Consider the following 18652-nt stretch of genomic DNA (forward strand, 5'->3'; position numbering starts at 1 on the left):
AGATGGGCGAGCACGGCACCGTGGCGGCGTGCTCGCCTTCTTGCTCAGTGTGGAGCGCGAGGGATGGTCTTTAGCAGGTCGGCCGGGCTGATATGGCCGACGACCTGTTGCACGCTGCTGCCCGGTAGCGGCAGGCCAAGGATATGCCCCTTGATCTTGCCCATCACGTGCATTTCGCACGGCTTGCAGTCGAACTTCAGTGTCAGCACCTCATCACCATGCACCAACTGCATTGGCGCGACTTTGGTGCGCACGCCTGTAACGCCTTTGGCCTGCTTGGGGCAGAGGTTGAACGAGAAACGCAGGCAATGCTTGGTGATCATCACCGGCACCTCGCCGGTTTCCTCGTGGGCCTCGTAGGCTGCGTCGATCAGTTTGACGCCGTGACGGTGATAGAAATCGCGGGCCTTCTGGTTGTAGACATTGGCGAGGAACGACAGGTGCGCCTCCGGGTACACCGGTGGTGGTGTGGTCTCGGCTTTGCGCCCGCCCCGAGGGTGGGCGTTGATACGGGCAGCCGTCAGCGCTTCGATGACTTCACGGCGCAAGGCCTTGAGCTGCGAGTTGGGAATGAACCAGGCCTGCGGTGCATCCAGCTCGATGGCGGTGGCGTGGTACTGGGTGGTACCCAACTGGCCAAGCAGGTCGTGCAGTTGCTCCAGCGCCTGTTCCGGCTTGTTGGCAATACCAAATGGGCCGGGCAGGGTGACGCTGACGCTGATGCCTTCTTCGCTGGTGGCTATCAGTTCCAGGCGGTCTTCACGCAAGCGAGCGACCCAGCAAAGCCCGATCCGGCGCTCAGCAGACGTCTTGAGCAGGGCCTGCTGCCAGTTATGGTCCAGGTTGCGGTTCAACGGGTGGTTGGGTTTGAGGTTGTACAGCCCACCCGGCATCTCGTTGGGCTCGACGCGATAACGGTAGCGCTTGGCGCCGTCTTCTTCAAACTCACCCTTTGGCTCGGCGATGTTGGCGCGAAAGCCGACGACTTCACGCTTGACCAGCACATTGAGGCCATCGCCATTGGACAGCGGCTCGTGGGTAATTACCTGCAGGTCACGCTTGCCGACTTTTTCCACCACACCCACCGGCAGCCCGGTGAAGGTTGGGGTGTCGAAGGCGCCGATGTCGATCTTGCGATTGCTGACGAAGTAGTCGGTGCTGCCACGGTGGAAGGTCTTTTCCGGATCGGGCACGAAGAAGTGCGCGGTACGGCCGCTGGAAGCGCGGGCCAGGTCTGGGCGGTCTTCAAGGATTTCGTCCAGGCGCTGGCGGTAATAGGCGGTGATGTTCTTCACATAACCCATGTCCTTGTAGCGACCCTCGATCTTGAACGAGCGCACGCCGGCATCTACCAGGTCGCGCAGGTTGGCGCTCTGGTTGTTGTCTTTCATCGACAGCAGGTGTTTTTCAAAGGCAACCACGCGACCCTGGTCATCCTTGAGGGTGTAAGGCAGACGGCACGCCTGGGAGCAATCGCCACGGTTGGCACTGCGCCCGTTCTGCGCGTGGGAGATATTGCACTGGCCGGAGAACGCCACACACAGCGCGCCGTGGATGAAAAATTCGACCGCCGCATCAGTCTCGCTGGCGATGGCGCGGATCTCTTGAAGATTCAGCTCGCGAGCCAGTACCAGTTGGGAGAACCCAGCCTGGTCGAGAAACTTCGCCCGCGCCAGGGTACGGATGTCGGTCTGGGTACTGGCGTGCAGCTCGATGGGAGGGATGTCCAGCTCCATCACGCCCAGGTCCTGGACGATCAACGCGTCAACACCGGCATCGTACAACTGGTGGATCAGCTTGCGTGCTGGTTCCAGCTCGTTGTCGTGCAGGATCGTATTGAGGGTGGTGAATACCCGCGCGTGGTAACGACGGGCGAACTCCACCAACTGGGCGATATCGCTTACGTCGTTGCTGGCGTTATGGCGCGCGCCGAAACTTGGGCCACCGATGTACACGGCATCGGCGCCATGTAGGATGGCTTCGCGAGCAATGGCCACGTCGCGGGCAGGGCTGAGCAGCTCCAGGTGATGCTTGGGTAAGGACATATTTTTTTAGTCAGGCTTGTCACGGTCGAGGGACGCATTGTAGCCGTGAAATGCCTGACCGGCATCTCACATCAGGCCTTGGCCGCCATCGCGGTGACTTCCACACGCATGCCTTCGACTGCCAGCGCTGCAACGCCAACCGCGGCGCGGACCGGCCAGGGTTTGGCGAAGAAGCGTTTGTAGACTTCATTGAAGGCGGCGCGGTCGGCCATGTCAGTGAGGTAGATGGTCAGGTGCATAACCCGGTCGATGGAGCTGCCGGCGCGCTCAAGAGCAACCTTGAGGGCTTGCAGGGTGCATTCGCTTTGCAGGGTAATGTCGCCCAGTTCCAGGCTACCGTCGGCGCGGGTGGGGATCTGCGTGGAGACCAGAATGCCGTTGAAACCGATGACGTCGCTGGAAATGGAATCGGCGTCAGGGTCGGGGGTGAAGCTGAGATCGTGGTTTGCCATTGGGATCACTATGTGAGAAAGCGAGGGGGCAGAGTATCAACTGAGCGCAGGACTGACGGCAAGGCTGGGCGAAGGGCCCGAGACCCTGGGGCGGAGCCAAAGGTTGCGAACGTGGGCTTGGCGAAACAAATTACACCCTCCAAATTACCCAAAGGCCTTGACCTTCCTACATCGGGAAGCTTTAGGCTTTCTTCAACCGCAACATTCAAGGGGTAGTTCAATGGCTTCCGTTTCCCACCCACAAGGCTCCAATCCATCCAAGTCCCTGGACACTCGTCTGAGCCTGCCGGTGGAAGGCATGACCTGCGCATCGTGCGTCGGCCGTGTCGAGCGCGCGCTGAAAACAGTCCCTGGAGTGCAAACGGCTGCAGTCAATCTGGCCACCGAACGCGCCGACATCACCTTCACCGGCATGGCCGACCCGCAGGCAGCTGTCCGCGCCATTAAGAGCGCCGGCTACTCCGTGCACGAAGAGACCACTGAGCTTGCGATCGAAGACATGACCTGCGCGTCGTGTGTGGGTCGGGTTGAGAAGGCGCTCGCCAAAGTCCCCGGCGTGCTTGAAGCCAATGTCAACCTGGCGACCGAGCGCGCACAGGTGCGCCACCTTGCCGGAGTTGTTTCCACGGCCGACCTTGAAGCGGCGGTCAAACAAGCCGGTTACAAGGCCCGCCGCTTGTCCGCCGAAACGCCGAATGAAGGCGATCAGGACACCAAACGTCGTGACAGCGAGGCGCGGGCGCTGCAGCGCTCCATGTTGATTGCCGCCATCCTCACCTTGCCAGTCTTCATCCTTGAGATGGGCTCGCACCTTATCCCTGCCATGCATCATTGGGTGATGGCGGTCCTGGGTGAGCAGACGAACTGGCATGTACAGTTCGCGTTTACCACCCTTGTCCTGTTCGGTCCGGGTCTGCGGTTCTTCCGCAAGGGCGTGCCAGCGTTGCTGCGCGGTGCTCCCGATATGAACTCGCTGGTCTCGGTCGGCACGGCGGCGGCTTACGGCTACTCGATCGTCGCAACCTTCGTCCCCGAAGTGCTACCGCAAGGCACCGCCAACGTCTATTTCGAAGCCGCCGCGGTCATCGTTACCTTGATCCTGCTCGGGCGTACGCTGGAGGCGCGTGCCAAGGGGCGCACCTCGCAGGCGATCAAGCGGCTCGTTGGCCTTCAGGCCAAGACTGCGCGCGTTGAGCGCAAGGGCGAGGCTGTCGAGATTGCGCTTGATCAGGTGACAACCGGTGACATCGTGCAGGTTCGTCCTGGCGAGAAAGTTGCTGTCGACGGCGAGGTCGTCGAGGGCGCCTCTTATGTTGACGAAAGCATGATCAGCGGCGAGCCCGTGCCCGTGTCGAAAGGGGTGGGCGCCGAAGTCATCGGCGGCACGATCAACAAGACGGGCGCTTTCAGCTTTCGCGTCACCAAGATTGGCGCGAATACGGTGCTCGCGCAGATCATCCGCCTGGTCGAGCAAGCGCAGGGTTCCAAGCTGCCGATCCAGGCGCTGGTCGACAAGGTGACCATGTGGTTTGTGCCAGCGGTGATGGCGGCGGCCACGGCGACCTTCCTGGTCTGGCTGATCTTCGGTCCGGCCCCGGCGCTGACCTTTGCGCTGGTTAATGCGGTCGCAGTTCTTATTATTGCCTGCCCGTGCGCCATGGGGCTGGCCACGCCAACCTCGATCATGGTCGGTACGGGCCGGGCGGCCGAGCTCGGCGTGCTCTTTCGCAAGGGCGAAGCCCTGCAGGCGCTGCGCGATGTGAGCGTTATCGCGCTCGACAAGACCGGCACGCTGACCAAAGGGCGTCCCGAGTTGACCGATCTGGTTCCCGCCGAAGGTTTTGAATACAACGAAGTGCTGGCGCTCGTTGCGGCGGTCGAGACCCGCTCCGAGCACCCGATCGCCGAAGCCATCGTCATGGCCGCAAAGCAGCGGGACATCACCCTCGCACCCATCGAGAGCTTCGATGCAACACCGGGCTACGGCGTGTCGGCCAAGGTCGCTGGCCGGACCGTCGCCGTCGGCGCGGACCGCTTTATGACGCAGCTCGGTCTTGATGTGGCAAGCTTCCTGTCGACGGCCCAGCGTCTCGGCGAGCAAGGCAAAAGCCCGCTCTATGCCGCGATCGACGGCAGCTTGGCGGCGGTGATCGCAGTCGCTGACCCGATCAGGGAGACGACGCCCGAGGCGATCAGGGCGCTGCACGCGCTCGGACTCAAGGTCGTGATGATCACCGGCGACAATGCGGCTACAGCCACGGCGATCGCCAAGCAGCTCGGCATCGATGAAGTCGCAGCCGAGGTGTTGCCCGACGGCAAGGTCGCGGCGCTGAAGAAGTTCCGGATCAATGGCGCGAAGGTCGCCTTCGTGGGCGACGGCATCAACGACGCCCCGGCGCTCGCCGAAGCCGACGTTGGGCTCGCCATCGGCACGGGAACCGATGTGGCGATCGAGGCGGCTGACGTGGTGCTGATGTCGGGCGACCTGCGTGGCGTGCCGAATGCCATCGCGCTCAGCCATGCGACGATCCGCAACATCAAGCAGAACCTGTTCTGGGCCTTCGCCTACAACGCGGTGCTGATCCCGGTCGCGGCGGGCGCGCTCTACCCGGTGAACGGCACGTTGCTTTCGCCGATATTCGCCGCGGCCGCGATGGCGCTCTCCAGTATCTTCGTGCTCGGCAATGCGCTGCGGCTCAAGCGTTTTCGGGCACCTATGACGGTCGAAGCCCGTACCGACGACCTTCGGGTCACATGACGCCCTCGGGGCCGTTTCCACAAGTTCCCTGCGACCGGCCCGCGTTGCTCGACTCAGACCCTGAACTCAGCCCCGGCGTTTTTCAAGTTAGTTGTCGCGTCAGCGGTCTCGCTATGCCACTTTTTGCGCCAGCGAGCGCCCTTGACGTCCAGCAACCGAGCCGCTGGCCAGCAATCCCAGTTCGAACAGCACCCACATTGGCACCGCCAGCATGGTCTGCGAGAACACGTCAGGAGGAGTCAGTAGCATACCGACGACAAAGCAGCCGACGATCACGTACGGACGGCTCTTTCTCAGGGTCTGCACGTCTGTCACCTTGGCCCAGACCAAAAGGAAAGTGGCGACCGGGATCTGGAACGCCAGGCCGAACGCCAATAGCAGCGCAAGGATGAAGTCCAGGTACAGGCCGATGTCGGTCATCATTGCGACGCCGTCGGGTGTGACGCTGGTGAAGAAGCTGAACATCATCGGGAAGACCAGGAAAAACGCGAAGGCCATGCCGCCATAAAACAACATGACACTGGCGCTCAGCAGCCATGCGCCGATCCGCCGTTGCTGGCGATAAACCGCCGGCGCGATCATGCCCCAGACCTGATGCAGCAGCGCTGGCATGCTGATAAACAAGGCAATCATCAAGGTCAGCTTGAGCGGTGCGAGGAATGGGGAGGTCACGCCGGTAGCGATCATTGTCGCGCCTTCGGGGAGATAGTCGCGCAGCGGATCGGAGACGAAGGTGTAGAGCGTCTGGGAAAACGGAAACAGTGTGGCGAACACCAGGGCAATGGCGAGTACGCAGCGCAGCAGGCGCGAGCGCAATTGGGTAAGTAGGCCGATTACCGATTGAGGTCGGTCAGAGGAGGGCGTTTCGCTCATGGTGTGGAGTGTCCAGGGGCTGCAAGTGCAGGGGTGTCGGTGTTCGCCGCCACAGTGGGCTCAAGTTGGATGCCCTCACGCAGACACTGTTCGAGTTGACGCAGTGGTTGGCTGTCGAACTCTTGCCGCAGTTGTTCGGCATCCAGTTCCTGGACCATTTGTGTTTTGATCGAGTTCATTGCCCGTTTCGCCTGGCCTATCCACCGGCCAGCGTTGCGCGCGGCGACCGGCAGGCGTTCAGGGCCAAGCACCAGGAGTGCAACGAGACTGATCAGCAGCAGCTCACTGAAGCCGATATCGAACATCAGGATTTGTTTTGCGTGGGCTGGGTATGTGCCGTGTCAGGGGCCAGGCTATTTTGTGCCGCTTCTTTCGGGGTTGCAGGGTCGTTGCCCATTGAGGAGCGGAAGCCCTTGATTGCCTCGCCGACATCCGAGCCTAGCCCTTTCAGCCGTTTGGTTCCAAACAGCATCATCACGATCAATAGCACGATCACCAATTGCCAAATTCCGATACCGCCCATGTAAACGCTCCAAGCCATTGAGTCGACATATAAAGGCCCATCTTGCCCAGGATTTGTGACGCGGCGGTGACGGTTGGAGGGGATTTGTGTGGGCCTGCCACTTGCTTGAAACATCGCTGGTGTTGACTGTCGTCTGGCTTCGAGGGTATGGCGGATTACATGAATAAAAATCGGCAACAGGGGGCAGCACTGTTGATGGTGCTGATGGCTCTGGCGATGCTGGCGGGCGGCATGGCTTGGATGGTTCAGCAAGGACGCCAGCAGGTCGACAGCGTGCGGCTCGTGCAACAACGGGTGCAGGCGCGGGCGATAGAGCGTGCTGCGCTGGCCTTCACCGAACAGGCCCTCAAGGACCCGCTGTGGCGGCTCAGCCCGTTGTTCTGGCAAGCGATGCGTGGGCAGCCGCTGAATTACGACTTCAGAGGCGGCAAGGCAAGCATCCGCATTCGCGATCTACACACTTGTTTCAACGTTAACGCTTTGGTCGGAGCTGAAGCTGAACGTGCTCAACGCCAACTGGTGCATTTACTCGGTGCTGACATGGCGGCCGAACAATTGACGCAGACCCTGACTGACTGGCTCGACACTGATCAACAGACGCGTCAGCAAGGCGCGGAAAGCAACGAGTACCTGCGGCAAAAGCCGCCGCGCCTGGCGGCCAACCAGTTAATGCGCGACATCAGTGAAATGAATCTGCTGTTGCCTATCGATGCTGGCAGGGCCCAACGCAACCCGGCACTCTGCACCGTAGCGCAAACATCTGGCTGGCGCCTTAACGTCAATGTGCTTGGCCTGGAGGCACTGCCGCTGTTGGACGCGCTGTATGAAGGAGAGGTATCACGCTCGTTACTGACGCGTCTGGTCAGCGGCCGCCCGGCCAGCGGTTATCGAGATGCCAGTGATTTGCGCCAAGCCTTGGGCGCGGTGGATGACCAGACTTTCGAGCGGTTGAGTGAGCGATTACAGCTCAATGGCGATCATTTCCTGTTGCAACTGGAGATTGATCTGGATGGTCAGGTGTTTCGCAGCCAGTACCGGGTCGAGGCGCAAGGCGTGGTGAAGTGGCATAGCCAAGTTCCGGCCCAGGCGATGTTGGTGCGTTCCCGCGAGCCTTTGCCGTTGTAGTCAACTGAAAAGCCCCGAAAAGTTCGGGGCATCTGCTGCTTGAGCGTCAATCCTTAGACTGCCAGTTCACCACCATCATTACGCTGGATCACCACCGTCGAAGATCGTGGGCGCACGGTGCCAATTGTCACGTCGGTGGCCACGTCGTTCGACGGCCAGTTTTCCGGGTGTTGAATGTTGATGAACACCGTCTTGTTGTCTGGGGTGAAGGTCACTCCGGTCACTTCAGCACCATTGGGCCCAACGAAGAAACGGCGCAGATCGCTCTGGTTCTGAGCACTGATCGGTAGCTGTTTGCCCTGAGCGTCGAGCAGGTTAGTCGGAATCACCGCGAGCATTTGGTCGTTGGTGTAGTCGGTGATGGTTTTCTCGCCATTGTCGGTCTGAATCCACATGATGCCTCGGCTGTCGAATGTCATGCCGTCGGGGCTGGCGAACTGGTTCAGTTCGGTCAGGCCTGAACGGTTGAGATCTGGTGCGCCGGCGGCGTTGGCACCGAAGACGAAAATGTCCCAGGTGAACGACACATGATCATCGGCGTCATGCCAGCGGATGATGTGCCCATGCTTGTTTTTGACCCGCGGGTTGGCGGCGTTGGCGACGGTTCGGCTGGTGTTGTTGGTCAGTGTCAGGTAGACGTCACCGTTGAGCGGGTTGACCGAAGTCCATTCCGGGCGGTCCATCGGTGTCGCGCCGAGGGCGTCGGCGGCACCGCGGGTGTTGAGGATGATTCCCGGCAGGTCGGTGAATTTTGCACCCAACGTGCTGCCGTTGGTGGTGGCGGTGGCGACGTCGAGCAGCAACCAGTTACCGCTGCCATCGGCGTTGAAGCGGGCGACATAAAGCTTGCCGCTGTCCATGTACTTGGCGCCGGTGGCCAGACGATCGCTGGGGTTAGCATCGGCCGGATCCCACAGTGCAGTCGAGACGAACTTGTACAGGTATTCGTTTTGAGAGTCGTCGCCGCTGTAGAACACCACCGGTTTGCCGGCAGTGGTCAGGCCCGGCCAGCAGCCTTCGTGACGAAAACGGCCCAAGGCGGTACGTTTTACGGCGCGGGTACTGGCGTTGTAGGGGTCGATCTCGACGATATAGCCATAGGTGCTGGCTTCGTTGCGGTAGTCGTCAATTGCTGTGAGCGTGGGACCTGGAGTGATGTTGAAGCGGGAAAACTCATCATTCACCTCGCTTGAGTGGCCAGCGGCTGTCTCCCAGCTGTAGTTGCCTTTGGTGGTGGCGACACCGATCCGCACCTGGTCTGCTGGCAGCGCACCGCTTTTGTTGACGAAAATCCCTGGCCAGTTTTCCTCGCAGGTCAGGTAGGTGCCCCACGGGGTGTAGCCGTTGCCGCAATTGTTGTTGGTGCCGCGGGTCTGGGTGCCGGTTGTAGAGAACTTGGTCTTGACATGCTCGGTGCCTTTGAGCGGGCCGGACAGGTCCATGACTGTGGCACTGGTGAAGCGACGGTTCAGGGGATCGTTCTCGACCACCTGCCAGCGACCATTGATGACACTGACGCGCATCACGCCAGCGCCGTGGGCGTTGATTTCCTTGCGTACCTCTTCGGCTGGCCGAACGCCACCTGGGATGGTGGGGCCGGCGGGGTGTAGGGAACTCGGGTCGATGTATTCAAAGTTGATGGCGATCAGACCATCGGTGGAACTGCCGTTGATAGGAAAGAAGTGCATGCCGTCGTGGTGCATGCCCATCGAGTTGGCCTGGTCTTCGGAGGTGTTGGTGCCGTCGTTTTTCCAGGCGTTGGCGCTGTTGTTCAGTGGCGTACCCCATGGTGCCAGTACGTAGGCGCTGTAACCGGCCGCGACAGTACACGCGTCAGTGCGCGAACCCGGGATCGAATTGAAGCCCAGCTTCAGGGTAGGCGTCGGGTCGACAGGTTTGACTGGGTCGCTATTGCTGTCGTCATCGCTGTCGAAGCAGCCTGTCAGGCCGGTACCGGCAATCATGGCAATGGCCGCACCGAGACCTCCGCGGACGACACTGCGACGGCTCAGGAAAGTACTGAGTACCGACTCCATCGGCTCGTTGGCGCTCAGGTTGCGGTTCTGGTTATCGCCGGTGTCTCGACTCATCTCATCAGGTCCTTTTTATGTACGATTGGTTGTGAAAGGAACCGGGACTGTAAAAGCGAAGTGTGATGATTCTTTGGCGGTTTTGTTAAAAAAGGAATTTAAACCCTAATTAATATTTCTTTTTGTTACAGGCTGGCATATTTCAGTGCTGTTAAAAAAACGCCATCAAACTGTCATTAATTGCGCTCCACTATGCCGCCCCTGTGAAGAGTTAGTCTGAGGGGCAAGACCAAAATGGATTTAATGGCACGGCGCAACGTGTTGGGATGGATGACTGCAGGGGCATTGGCACCGTGGCTGTCAGGCTGCTCAAGCCTGTCGTCCACAGGCGCCCCGACGAATAGTCAGCCGCTCGACCTGTTGTATGTCGCCGATACCCTGGATGCGCGACTACCCGGTCGCCCGGTAGTCCCGGCGACACGCCTGGGGCCTGCTACGCGGATCGGCCAGGCGCCGTGGATTACCGGTGACAATGCCCGCTTTCGCCAAGTTGATGGCAGCAGCCTCGACGGTCTGCTCGATGCCCGTATGAATGACGGTATCGAGACCGGCGGTTATGCCGTGCTCGGCGCATTGCTGCAACGCTTGCGCGAGCAGGCGGGTCCAGACAATAGCCTCACCCTGGAAAACGGTCAGTGTTGGAACGGCAGCGGCCTGGCCTACCTGACCCGCGGACTCTCCGGCGTTCAGGGCAGCGAGCTATTGGGCACCGAAGTGCGGGTCAGCAGCGATGAGCGCTTGCTCTGGCCAGATCAATGCCAAGGGCTTTACCGCCAATTCGGTCACCCAGTACTGGGGGGTGGGCTGGCAGTAAAGACCGCGCAAGAGTTGATCACCCCCGCAGTGACGTTCTTTCGTCGCGGTAACATTCGCATCGCGGTGGTGGGGATTACCGACCCTTATGCCCGTGATCAACAGGCAAGCCTGAAGCTCTGGCGGCAAAGCCTGCAGCCGGCCTTGACCCAGGCAAGGAAGGATGCCGAGTTGGTGATCGCCCTGGCTGACGTCGGCACTGGCCCAGGCTTCTGGCTGGCCGAACGGTTGCCTGAAATCGACTTGATGCTCTGTGCTCGCGGCCAGGATCTGTGGCCACAGCCGGTAGAGGCCCTGCAAGCATCGGGCAAACGAGTTCCGGTGATTTTCCCCGGAACACGGGCGAGCGGAGCGTTTCAGATTCGCTGCCAGGCAGTGGCCGGACAGTGGCGCTTTAATGCGCGTTTTTATCCGGCGCTGAGCAGCGCCCTGGACACTTCCGGTCAAGTGCACGCTCAGCGTCTGCAGCAACGTCTGCAACAACAGCGTGCTGCTCATGCCGCCTGGCTGGACCAACCATTGGCGCAGGCACCGGAAAATCTCTGGCGGCGCGACGTGCGTGGTGGCAGTTGGGATCGCCTGTTGCACCAGGCCCTGGCCCAACAGCCCGACAGCGCGGTGCTGTTACCCGGCTTGCGTTATGACAGCCCGTTGTTGCGCGGCCAGACGATCACCCGTGAACACCTGATCAGCTTAACCGCCAGCTATCCGGCGCCGGTGGTCGACGTGCCGGCTAGTCAGGTCCGGCAGGTACTGGAGAACGGTGCCGAACAACTGTTCGGCGAGCCGTTGTTGCTCGACAACAGCCAGGATCTGCCGCGCTGGTTCGGGCAGCCCTGGAAAGTCATGTACAGCCCCAGCGGCAAGCGCATTAGCGAATTCAGTGACCCCGTCGGAACCTGCCGCACCTTCGGCCTGGGTTTTGCCGCCGACGCGGGGCAGCCACTCTGGCAACACCTCGAAGGCTGGTTGCGTGAGCGGCCGGCCGGATGGCAGTTGGCCCCCTTGCAACTGCCCGACGTGCGTTATGTGCAGGGGCATCCTGGTTGGCATCCGTTGAGTGTGGTCGGTTGAGCAGGAGTGGCGGGCTGATCACTCTCGCGTTGGTGACCCTGATGGCTTGGCTGGCGGCACGTTGTGTGTTGCTGATCTGGCACGGCGCTGCGCAAACGGTGCCCGATCCTGCGCCCCCGGCACCGGTCCCTGACCTATTGAGCAGTCATTGGACGGTGCGCAAGGCGCCCAGCGACGAACTTCCGTTGACCACACTGAAGATCGACTACCTCGGCGGGCTAAAAGCCCACCAGGTACGCGCCACAGTGGTGGTACTGCGCTACGAACAACAAGAGCAGACGTTGACCCTGGGTCAGCGTCTGGCCCCCGGCATCGTGTTGCAGGACATGGATAGGCACGGGCTGATTTTTGACAATCACGGACAGCGCGAGCGATTGCCGTGGCCGTCGCAACGGCCGGTGATCGGCCTCAAGCGCCAGGAATGAAGACACTATGCAATTGATCAGAAAATGCCTGGGACTGACGGCATTGTGCCTGACACTGAGCTTCACCTCGGCCAGCGCCGAAGACGAGCAGCCGTTGTATGAGGTGAACTTCATCGATACCGAGCTGACCGAGTTCATCGAGAGTGTCTCGCGTATTACTAGCACTACCTTCATCGTTGATCCGCGGGTCAAGGGCAAGGTCACCGTGCGCAGTATCGAAATGCTCGGTAGCGAAGAAATCTACGACATTTTTCTGGCCCAACTGCGTGCCCAAGGGTTCGCCGCGGTCGACCTGCCCAATGGCAGCGTGAAAATCGTTCCGGATCAAGTCGCGCGCCTTGAGCCGGTGCCTGTGGAATCCTCGCGTCAGGATGGTGCAGGCAACGATGGCATGGCCACGCGGGTCTTCAGTGTGCGTAATGCGGCCAGCGAGCAGATGCTCAACATTCTCAAACCACTGATCGATCCCCGGGTAGGAGTGATCACACCTTATCCCTCAGCGAATCTGCTGGTGATCACCGACTGGCGCAGCAATCTGGACCGCATCGACAGTCTGCTGTTGCAACTTGATCAGGTCAGCCAGGAGCCGCTGGAAGTGCTGGCGTTGAAAAACGCCAGTGCCAATGACACCGCACAGCTGATAACCCGCCTGCTGGCCCGCGAACAGGGGGCCGACAGCGCCCAGGTGATCGCCGACCCGCGCAGCAACGCGTTGCTGGTGCGTGGCAGTGCCGATAGCCGCGAACGGGTACGCACACTCCTCAAACAACTGGATCAGCCGCAGGATTCGCTGCGCAGCTCCAACACCGTGGTGATCTACCTGCGCCATGCCAATGCTGCGGAAGTGGTCAAGGTCCTGCGTGGCCTGAGCCAGAATACGCCAGCCGGTGCACCTGCCGGAGAGGGCGAAAGCAAGTCGCTGCCGGTCAACTCCTCGGGTATCCGCATGGAGTATGAGGAGGGCACTAACGCGGTGGTGATGATCGGACCCGACAGTGAAATCGCGGCTTATCGCGCGATTGTTGATCAACTGGATATCCGCCGCGCCCAAGTGGTGGTCGAGGCGATCATTGCGGAAATATCCGATACCCGCGCCCAGGAGCTGGGCGTGCAATGGATGTTCATGGGTGACAAGATCGGCGGTGGCGCCATCAACTTTCCGGGCAGCGGTGCCAGTGTCACTGGCGTCGCGGCGGCGGTAGCAAACAATGACATTGCCGGGCTCGGCAAGTTGCTGGCCGATGTACCCGGCATAACGGCGGGTATCGGCAACCTGAGCGGTGGTGGGCTGAACTTCATGGCGCTGCTCAACGCGCTGAAAAGCGAAAGCGGCTTCAATCTGCTGTCGACACCAACCTTGCTAACCCTGGACAACGCCGAGGCGTCGATCCTGGTCGGTCAGGAAGTGCCCTTTGTTACGGGCTCGGTGACCGTGGACAACGCCAACCCGTACCAGACCATCGAGCGCAAGGAGGTCGGGATCAAGTTGCGGATCAAGCCGCAGATCAATATTGATAACACCGTACGCCTGGACATCGTCCAGGAAGTGTCATCGATTGCCGACAACACCTCAGCCAGTGATGTGATCACCAACAAGCGTGAGATCAGGACCAAAGTCATGGTCGAAGACAACGGGCTGGTGATACTTGGCGGGCTGATCGGCGAAGAGTCCAGGTCCGGTGACCACCGTGTACCCTGGCTCGGCGATCTTCCAGTCATTGGACGGTTGTTCCGTTCTACCTCCGGTGAGCGCACCAAGCAGAACCTGATGGTGTTCATCCGCCCGCGCATCATGCGTGACGGCGAGACACTGGCGCAGCTGAGTAGCGAAAAGTACCGCAACTTAAAGGCTCATTCGAAGCTGGCATTACCGGCAATTTCCGACAGCAACACGCTGCTGCAGTTGTTCCCGCCCAGCCGCGAACGTCTGGACGGTGGCGCATGGTGAGTACGTTGTTACCCTATCGCCTGGCGCGGCAGGCCGGGCTCGCGCGGGTGCCTGGTGTTGAAGCATGGGTGTTGTTGCTGCGCGAGGATGTTGATACCGCAGCCTTGCAGGAGGTTCTGCGGGTTCACGGTGAGCCATCGGCGGTCGAACACCTCGACGCAGTTCAGTTCGAACTGCGTCTGGGTGGGCTGTACCAGGCCGGTGAGTCGGCTACTGCGGCCTTGATCGAGGGGATCGGCGAGCAAGTTGATCTCGACAGCCTGATCAGCGAATTGCCGCGCATCGAGGATTTGTTGGAGAGTGATAACGAAGCGCCGGTGATTCGTTTGATCAACGGCCTGTTTGGCGAGGCCTTACGTCTGCGGGCCTCGGACATTCACATCGAAACCTTCGAGCAAAGTCTGGTGGTGCGCTTGCGGGTCGACGGCCAGCTGCGTGAAGTTCTGCGGCCACCACGGGCGTTGTCGGCGATGCTGGTGTCGCGGATCAAAGTCATGGCACGCCTGGATATCGCCGAAAAGCGCCAGCCACAGGATGGTCGCATCACCCTGCGCTCGGGCGCACGCGAAGTGGATGTGCGGGTCTCAACCCTGCCGGGCATTTATGGTGAACGAGTGGTGATGCGGGTGCTGGACAAACAGGCGAACCTGCTGAATCTCGCCAACCTGGGCATGCCTGCCTCAGTCGAACAGGCGCTGCGTGCGTGCCTGTCGCGACCCAACGGTATCCTGCTGAGCACTGGGCCGACGGGGTCCGGCAAGACCACCACGCTCTACGCCAGCCTCAATACGCTCAATGATGGTTCGTGCAACATTCTCACCGTCGAAGATCCGGTGGAGTACGCGATCACCGGCATCGGCCAGACGGCGATAAATCCACGGGCCGGCATGACTTTCGCCAGTGGTTTGCGCGCCATCCTGCGCCAGGACCCGGACGTGATCATGCTCGGCGAAATCCGCGACCGCGAAACTGCACAGATCGCCGTGCAGGCGAGTTTGACCGGGCACCTGGTGCTCTCGACGTTGCACACCAACAGTGCGGTGGGCGCGGTCACGCGGCTGCGTGATATGGGTATCGAACCGTTCCTGATCGCTTCCAGCCTCAAGGGCGTCATGGCTCAGCGGCTGGTCCGACGCCTGTGTCATTGCGCACAGCCGCAACCCTTGCAGGCCGCCGAGCATCAACTGTGGCCGGAGCTGGCCACTCTCAGCCAGAGCTTTCATGCCCAGGGCTGCGAAGACTGTCAGGGCAGCGGCTACAACGGGCGCATCGGGCTCTATGAGTTCATCACCCTGGATGCCGGGCTGATCAGCTTGTTGTACGAAGGCGCAACGGAGGCGGCTATGCATGAGTACCTGGCGGACAAGCGTCAAAGTCTCAGTGCCATGGCCACCGAGTGCCTGCGCCGAGGCGAAACCAGCCTTGAGCAAGTGCTGCGGGCGGTACGTGACTGATGCCGACTTATCGCTACCAGGCACTGGACTTGGCCGGCCGTCGGCGCAATGCCAGCATTCAGGCAGAAAGTGAACGCCATGCCCGCCAGTTGCTGCGCGAGCAGGGCCTGTTCGCCCGCGACCTACAGGAGCAGTGCGGGACGTCGCCCAGCGGACGCGGCCAGCGTTTGAATCATGGGCAGCTGTGTGAGTTGACCCGCCAACTGGCCACATTGTTGAGTGCCGGCATTCCCTTGGTAGACGCCCTGGCAACCCTCGAACGGCAGCTTACGGAGCCGGCGATTCGCAACTTGTTAGTCGCCGTACGCGGTGCTCTGGGTGAGGGTCTCAGCCTGGCTCAAAGCCTGCGTCGCCAGGGCGGGCAGTTCAACACGCTGTACTGCGCACTGGTGGAGGCCGGGGAGCGCTCCGGCAAACTCGCCCCGGTGCTCGAACGCCTGGCCGAACACCTGGAACAAGTCCAGCGGCAACGCCACAAGGCCCGTACCGCGTTGATTTATCCCTGTGTGCTGATCCTAGTGTCGATGGCCGTGGTGATCGGCCTGATGACCTTTGTGGTGCCCAAGTTGACCGAGCAATTCAGCCATACCGGGCAGAGCTTGCCGTTAATCACTCGGCTATTGATCGGCACCAGCGAGGCCCTGGTGATGTTCGGTCCTTGGCTGTTGGGCCTGGGGCTGCTGCTCGGCACTGGCGCCGGCCTGTTGCTGCGCAAGCCGCTGTGGCGCTTGCGGCGGGACGGGCTGGCGTTGCGTCTACCGAAGATCGGCTTGCTGTTGTCGGTGCTGGAGAGCGCACGGGTGTCGCGCAGCCTGGCAATTTTGCTGGGCAGTGGTGTGCCGTTGCTCGAATCGCTGCAGGTCGCCACCGCCACGGTGGGCAATCGCCAGATCCACCAGGCCCTGGAATCTGTAAGCGAGCAGGTGGAGGGTGGCGTAACCCTGCACCGGGCTCTCAGCGCGACGGGGCACTTTCCACCCATGCTGTTGAATATGGTCGCCAGTGGCGAGGCCAGCGGCACCTTAGCGGACATGCTTGAACGGGTCGCGGACAACCAGGAGAGCGGCTTCGTACGCCAGGTTGACATGCTCATGGCATTGTTCGAACCCTTGATGATTCTAGTGATGGGCGCCGTGGTGCTGTTCATCGTGCTGGCAGTGCTGCTGCCGATCATGCAGCTCAACCAGGGACTTACTTTCTGAAATGGAGACCTATGCCATGCCCGATAACCCAATGCTCAAGCGTCGTCAGCGCGGTTTCACCCTGATGGAAATCATGGTGGTGATTTTCATCATCGGCCTGCTGATCGCTGTCGTCGCTCCCAGCGTACTGGGGAGCCAGGACAAGGCTATGCGCCAGAAAGTCCTGGCCGACCTGTCTTCCCTGGAGCAGGCCTTGGACATGTACCGTCTCGACAATCTGCGCTTCCCCAGTTCAGAACAAGGTTTGCCAGCGCTGACCAGCAAGCCGCAGGTCGACCCGCTGCCACGTAGCTGGCGGGCTGACGGTTACATTCGGCGCTTGCCGCAAGACCCTTGGGGCAATGACTACCGTTACCGTACGCCGGGCCAGAATGGGCGCGTCGACATCTATTCCCTGGGGGCCGACGGGCAGGAGGGTGGCGAAGGCACCGACGCCGACATCGGTAACTGGAATCTCTAGGCATGGTGCGTTCACAAGGTTTTTCGCTTCTGGAAATGCTGGTGGTGGTGTTGATCGTAGGTCTGTTCAGCACGCTGGTAGTAGCCCGGCTTGACGGTGGTCAAGCGCCATTACGCCAGGCCCTCGAGCAACTGGCCAGTGAGGTCCGGATTCAGGCCGCACAGGCCCGTCATGGCGGGCAGTTGCTGGGGCTGCGCTGGAATGGCCGAACGCCTGAACTCGTCCGTTTGCAAGTGATCAACGGTCAGTCGGTGTGGCAGGTTGAGCCATGGCGGTCTGTGCCATGGCCGCCACAGTTGCAGGCGGATTGGCCGGTGACCCGCGAACCACAGGTGGTGTTCACGCCCTCGGGGTTGGCCGGGCCGGTGTCGCTGACCTGGCACTGGTCGCAAGGTAGCCAGCGTTGGCAATGGCGTGCCGATAACTCCCTGGAAATCACGAGCCCGCCATGAAACGTCAACGTGGTTTCACCTTACTGGAAGTGACCGTCGCCCTGGGCATTGCGGCGCTGATGGCGGTTATGCTTAGCCAGATGTTGCGCCAACGTATCGCCGTGCATCAGGCGGTTCAGCACCACCAACTCGGCAATTTGTGCGCGCGAGAGCTGGAGGTCCGCTTTGGCGTTGAGCGTTACTGGCCAGCGATCAATCAGGTCCGCGGTGAACTGCGCCAGGGCCAGGCCACCTGTCACTGGCAGTTAGAGCTAGGCAACACCGGGGTCAATCGCTTGCGCCGAGGCGAACTGGCGTTGTTCGCTGACCCTGAGCGTCGCGAACCGTTGGGTAATTTTAGTCTGTTTCTGGTGCGGCCTTGAAGCGCGCGCAGCAGGGCCTGACCCTGATTGAGTTGCTGGTGGCGATGGCACTGACGGCGGTGCTGGGCGTGTTGTTGGCGTCGCTGGTCAATGGCTGGGCGACGGTCCGTGAGCGCTTGCAGGATTCGGGAAACGAATCGACTGTATTGGAGTTTTGCCTATTCCTGGAACGTCGTTTCGACGGTCTGGTTTTGCGTCAGTTGTATGAGCGGCGCTTGCCGCAGGACTTTGCCTGGTTCGATTGGCAACCCTCTCCCGGACAACTGCAATGGGTCGCGCTGGCAGCGTGGCCGTCCGCCGAATCGCCGTCGCGAGTGCAACGTCAGCGCCTGGCGTTCGATGCTCGGGATCGGCGCCTGGACCTGTGGGTCTCGGCTGATCTGTATGCCGCAGATGTCCCACGCTGGGAGCTGCGCGAGTCTCTGGACGGAGTCGAGCAGGCCCGTTTCAGCTTCTACCAGGGGACGCGCTGGCTAGCGTTTCCTTCCACCGTCGCCGCTCAGCCCAATCGAGGCGTGCGACTTGAGTTCGCGCGTCATGGAGCCCCTTATGTCTGTACCTTTTCCTTACCCGATACGCAGCCATGAGTCGGAGCC

Annotated in this window: 17 protein-coding genes; 11 read left to right on the forward strand and 6 right to left on the reverse strand. The window is 61.0% G+C overall.

All coding sequences use genetic code 11. The annotated features are described in order from the left end of the window. Positions 1–44: 44 nt before the first annotated feature. Together ACZRJ6_RS21895 and ACZRJ6_RS21900 are read right to left on the reverse strand one after the other, a co-directional pair. Positions 45–2045 (reverse strand): peptidase U32 family protein, encoded by a 2001-nt coding sequence (locus ACZRJ6_RS21895; RefSeq protein WP_463970063.1) that lies wholly within the window; start codon positions 2043–2045, stop codon positions 45–47. A 71-nt stretch (positions 2046–2116) separates the two neighbouring features. Continuing rightward, on the reverse strand, positions 2117–2497 hold the full coding sequence (locus ACZRJ6_RS21900) for a Rid family hydrolase (protein WP_133103329.1): 381 nt from the start codon (positions 2495–2497) through the stop codon (positions 2117–2119). A 220-nt stretch (positions 2498–2717) separates the two neighbouring features. Here ACZRJ6_RS21900 and ACZRJ6_RS21905 point away from each other — a divergent pair, with 220 nt between their 5' ends. Beyond that, positions 2718–5255 carry a heavy metal translocating P-type ATPase gene (locus ACZRJ6_RS21905; protein WP_463970064.1) on the forward strand — a complete coding sequence of 846 codons (2538 nt, stop codon included), beginning with the start codon at positions 2718–2720 and terminating at the stop codon, positions 5253–5255. Positions 5256–5366: 111 nt separating this feature from the next. Here the strand turns inward: ACZRJ6_RS21905 and tatC are convergent, their stop codons facing one another. The 3 genes from tatC to tatA are packed head-to-tail and all read right to left on the reverse strand — an operon-like array spanning position 5367 to position 6651. Then, positions 5367–6128, reverse strand: a complete 762-nt coding sequence (gene tatC, locus ACZRJ6_RS21910) for a twin-arginine translocase subunit TatC (protein WP_463970065.1) — start codon at positions 6126–6128, stop codon at positions 5367–5369. Continuing rightward, on the reverse strand, positions 6125–6433 hold the full coding sequence (gene tatB, locus ACZRJ6_RS21915) for a Sec-independent protein translocase protein TatB (RefSeq protein ID WP_463970066.1): 309 nt from the start codon (positions 6431–6433) through the stop codon (positions 6125–6127). Before tatB ends, tatC begins: the two co-directional genes overlap by 4 nt. Continuing rightward, complete coding sequence (gene tatA / locus ACZRJ6_RS21920; RefSeq protein ID WP_463970067.1) at positions 6433–6651, reverse strand: twin-arginine translocase TatA/TatE family subunit; 219 nt, start codon at positions 6649–6651, stop codon at positions 6433–6435. The genes tatB and tatA overlap by 1 nt, the downstream gene beginning before the upstream one ends. A 159-nt stretch (positions 6652–6810) precedes the next feature. Here tatA and gspK point away from each other — a divergent pair, with 159 nt between their 5' ends. Beyond that, entirely contained in the window at positions 6811–7776 is a 966-nt protein-coding gene (gene gspK, locus ACZRJ6_RS21925; protein ID WP_463970068.1) for a type II secretion system minor pseudopilin GspK, read from the forward strand. A gap of 53 nt (positions 7777–7829) precedes the next feature. Here gspK and ACZRJ6_RS21930 read toward each other — a convergent pair whose 3' ends face one another. After that, entirely contained in the window at positions 7830–9866 is a 2037-nt protein-coding gene (locus ACZRJ6_RS21930; RefSeq protein WP_463970069.1) for a PhoX family protein, read from the reverse strand. 234 nt (positions 9867–10100) lie between these two features. Here ACZRJ6_RS21930 and ACZRJ6_RS21935 point away from each other — a divergent pair, with 234 nt between their 5' ends. Genes ACZRJ6_RS21935 through ACZRJ6_RS21975 form a run of 9 tightly spaced genes read left to right on the forward strand, consistent with a single transcriptional unit; the run spans position 10101 to position 18643 of the window. After that, positions 10101–11753 carry a bifunctional UDP-sugar hydrolase/5'-nucleotidase gene (locus ACZRJ6_RS21935; RefSeq protein WP_463970070.1) on the forward strand — a complete coding sequence of 551 codons (1653 nt, stop codon included), beginning with the start codon at positions 10101–10103 and terminating at the stop codon, positions 11751–11753. A gap of 41 nt (positions 11754–11794) precedes the next feature. Then, a complete protein-coding gene (locus tag ACZRJ6_RS21940) occupies positions 11795–12178 on the forward strand; it encodes a pilus assembly protein PilZ (RefSeq protein ID WP_463970071.1) in 384 nt (127 codons plus the stop codon). A 7-nt stretch (positions 12179–12185) separates the two neighbouring features. Further along, the gene (gene gspD / locus ACZRJ6_RS21945) at positions 12186–14126 is read left to right on the forward strand and encodes a type II secretion system secretin GspD (RefSeq protein ID WP_463970072.1); all 1941 of its coding nucleotides are present in this window, start codon (positions 12186–12188) and stop codon (positions 14124–14126) included. Between the two features lie 5 nt (positions 14127–14131). Then, positions 14132–15580 carry a GspE/PulE family protein gene (locus ACZRJ6_RS21950; RefSeq protein WP_463970109.1) on the forward strand — a complete coding sequence of 483 codons (1449 nt, stop codon included), beginning with the start codon at positions 14132–14134 and terminating at the stop codon, positions 15578–15580. After that, positions 15580–16782 carry a type II secretion system inner membrane protein GspF gene (gene gspF, locus ACZRJ6_RS21955; RefSeq protein ID WP_463970073.1) on the forward strand — a complete coding sequence of 401 codons (1203 nt, stop codon included), beginning with the start codon at positions 15580–15582 and terminating at the stop codon, positions 16780–16782. The genes ACZRJ6_RS21950 and gspF overlap by 1 nt, the downstream gene beginning before the upstream one ends. Before the next feature lie 16 nt (positions 16783–16798). Continuing rightward, complete coding sequence (gene gspG / locus ACZRJ6_RS21960) at positions 16799–17242, forward strand: type II secretion system major pseudopilin GspG (protein ID WP_463970074.1); 444 nt, start codon at positions 16799–16801, stop codon at positions 17240–17242. Between the two features lie 2 nt (positions 17243–17244). Then, positions 17245–17694, forward strand: coding sequence for a type II secretion system minor pseudopilin GspH (gene gspH / locus ACZRJ6_RS21965; RefSeq protein ID WP_463970075.1), 450 nt, complete (start codon positions 17245–17247; stop codon positions 17692–17694). Beyond that, positions 17691–18056 carry a type II secretion system protein gene (locus tag ACZRJ6_RS21970; RefSeq protein WP_463970076.1) on the forward strand — a complete coding sequence of 122 codons (366 nt, stop codon included), beginning with the start codon at positions 17691–17693 and terminating at the stop codon, positions 18054–18056. Before gspH ends, ACZRJ6_RS21970 begins: the two co-directional genes overlap by 4 nt. Beyond that, positions 18053–18643 (forward strand): PulJ/GspJ family protein, encoded by a 591-nt coding sequence (locus ACZRJ6_RS21975; protein WP_463970077.1) that lies wholly within the window; start codon positions 18053–18055, stop codon positions 18641–18643. The genes ACZRJ6_RS21970 and ACZRJ6_RS21975 overlap by 4 nt, the downstream gene beginning before the upstream one ends. Positions 18644–18652: the final 9 nt, after the last annotated feature.

This window comes from Pseudomonas sp. C321, assembly GCF_055407105.1.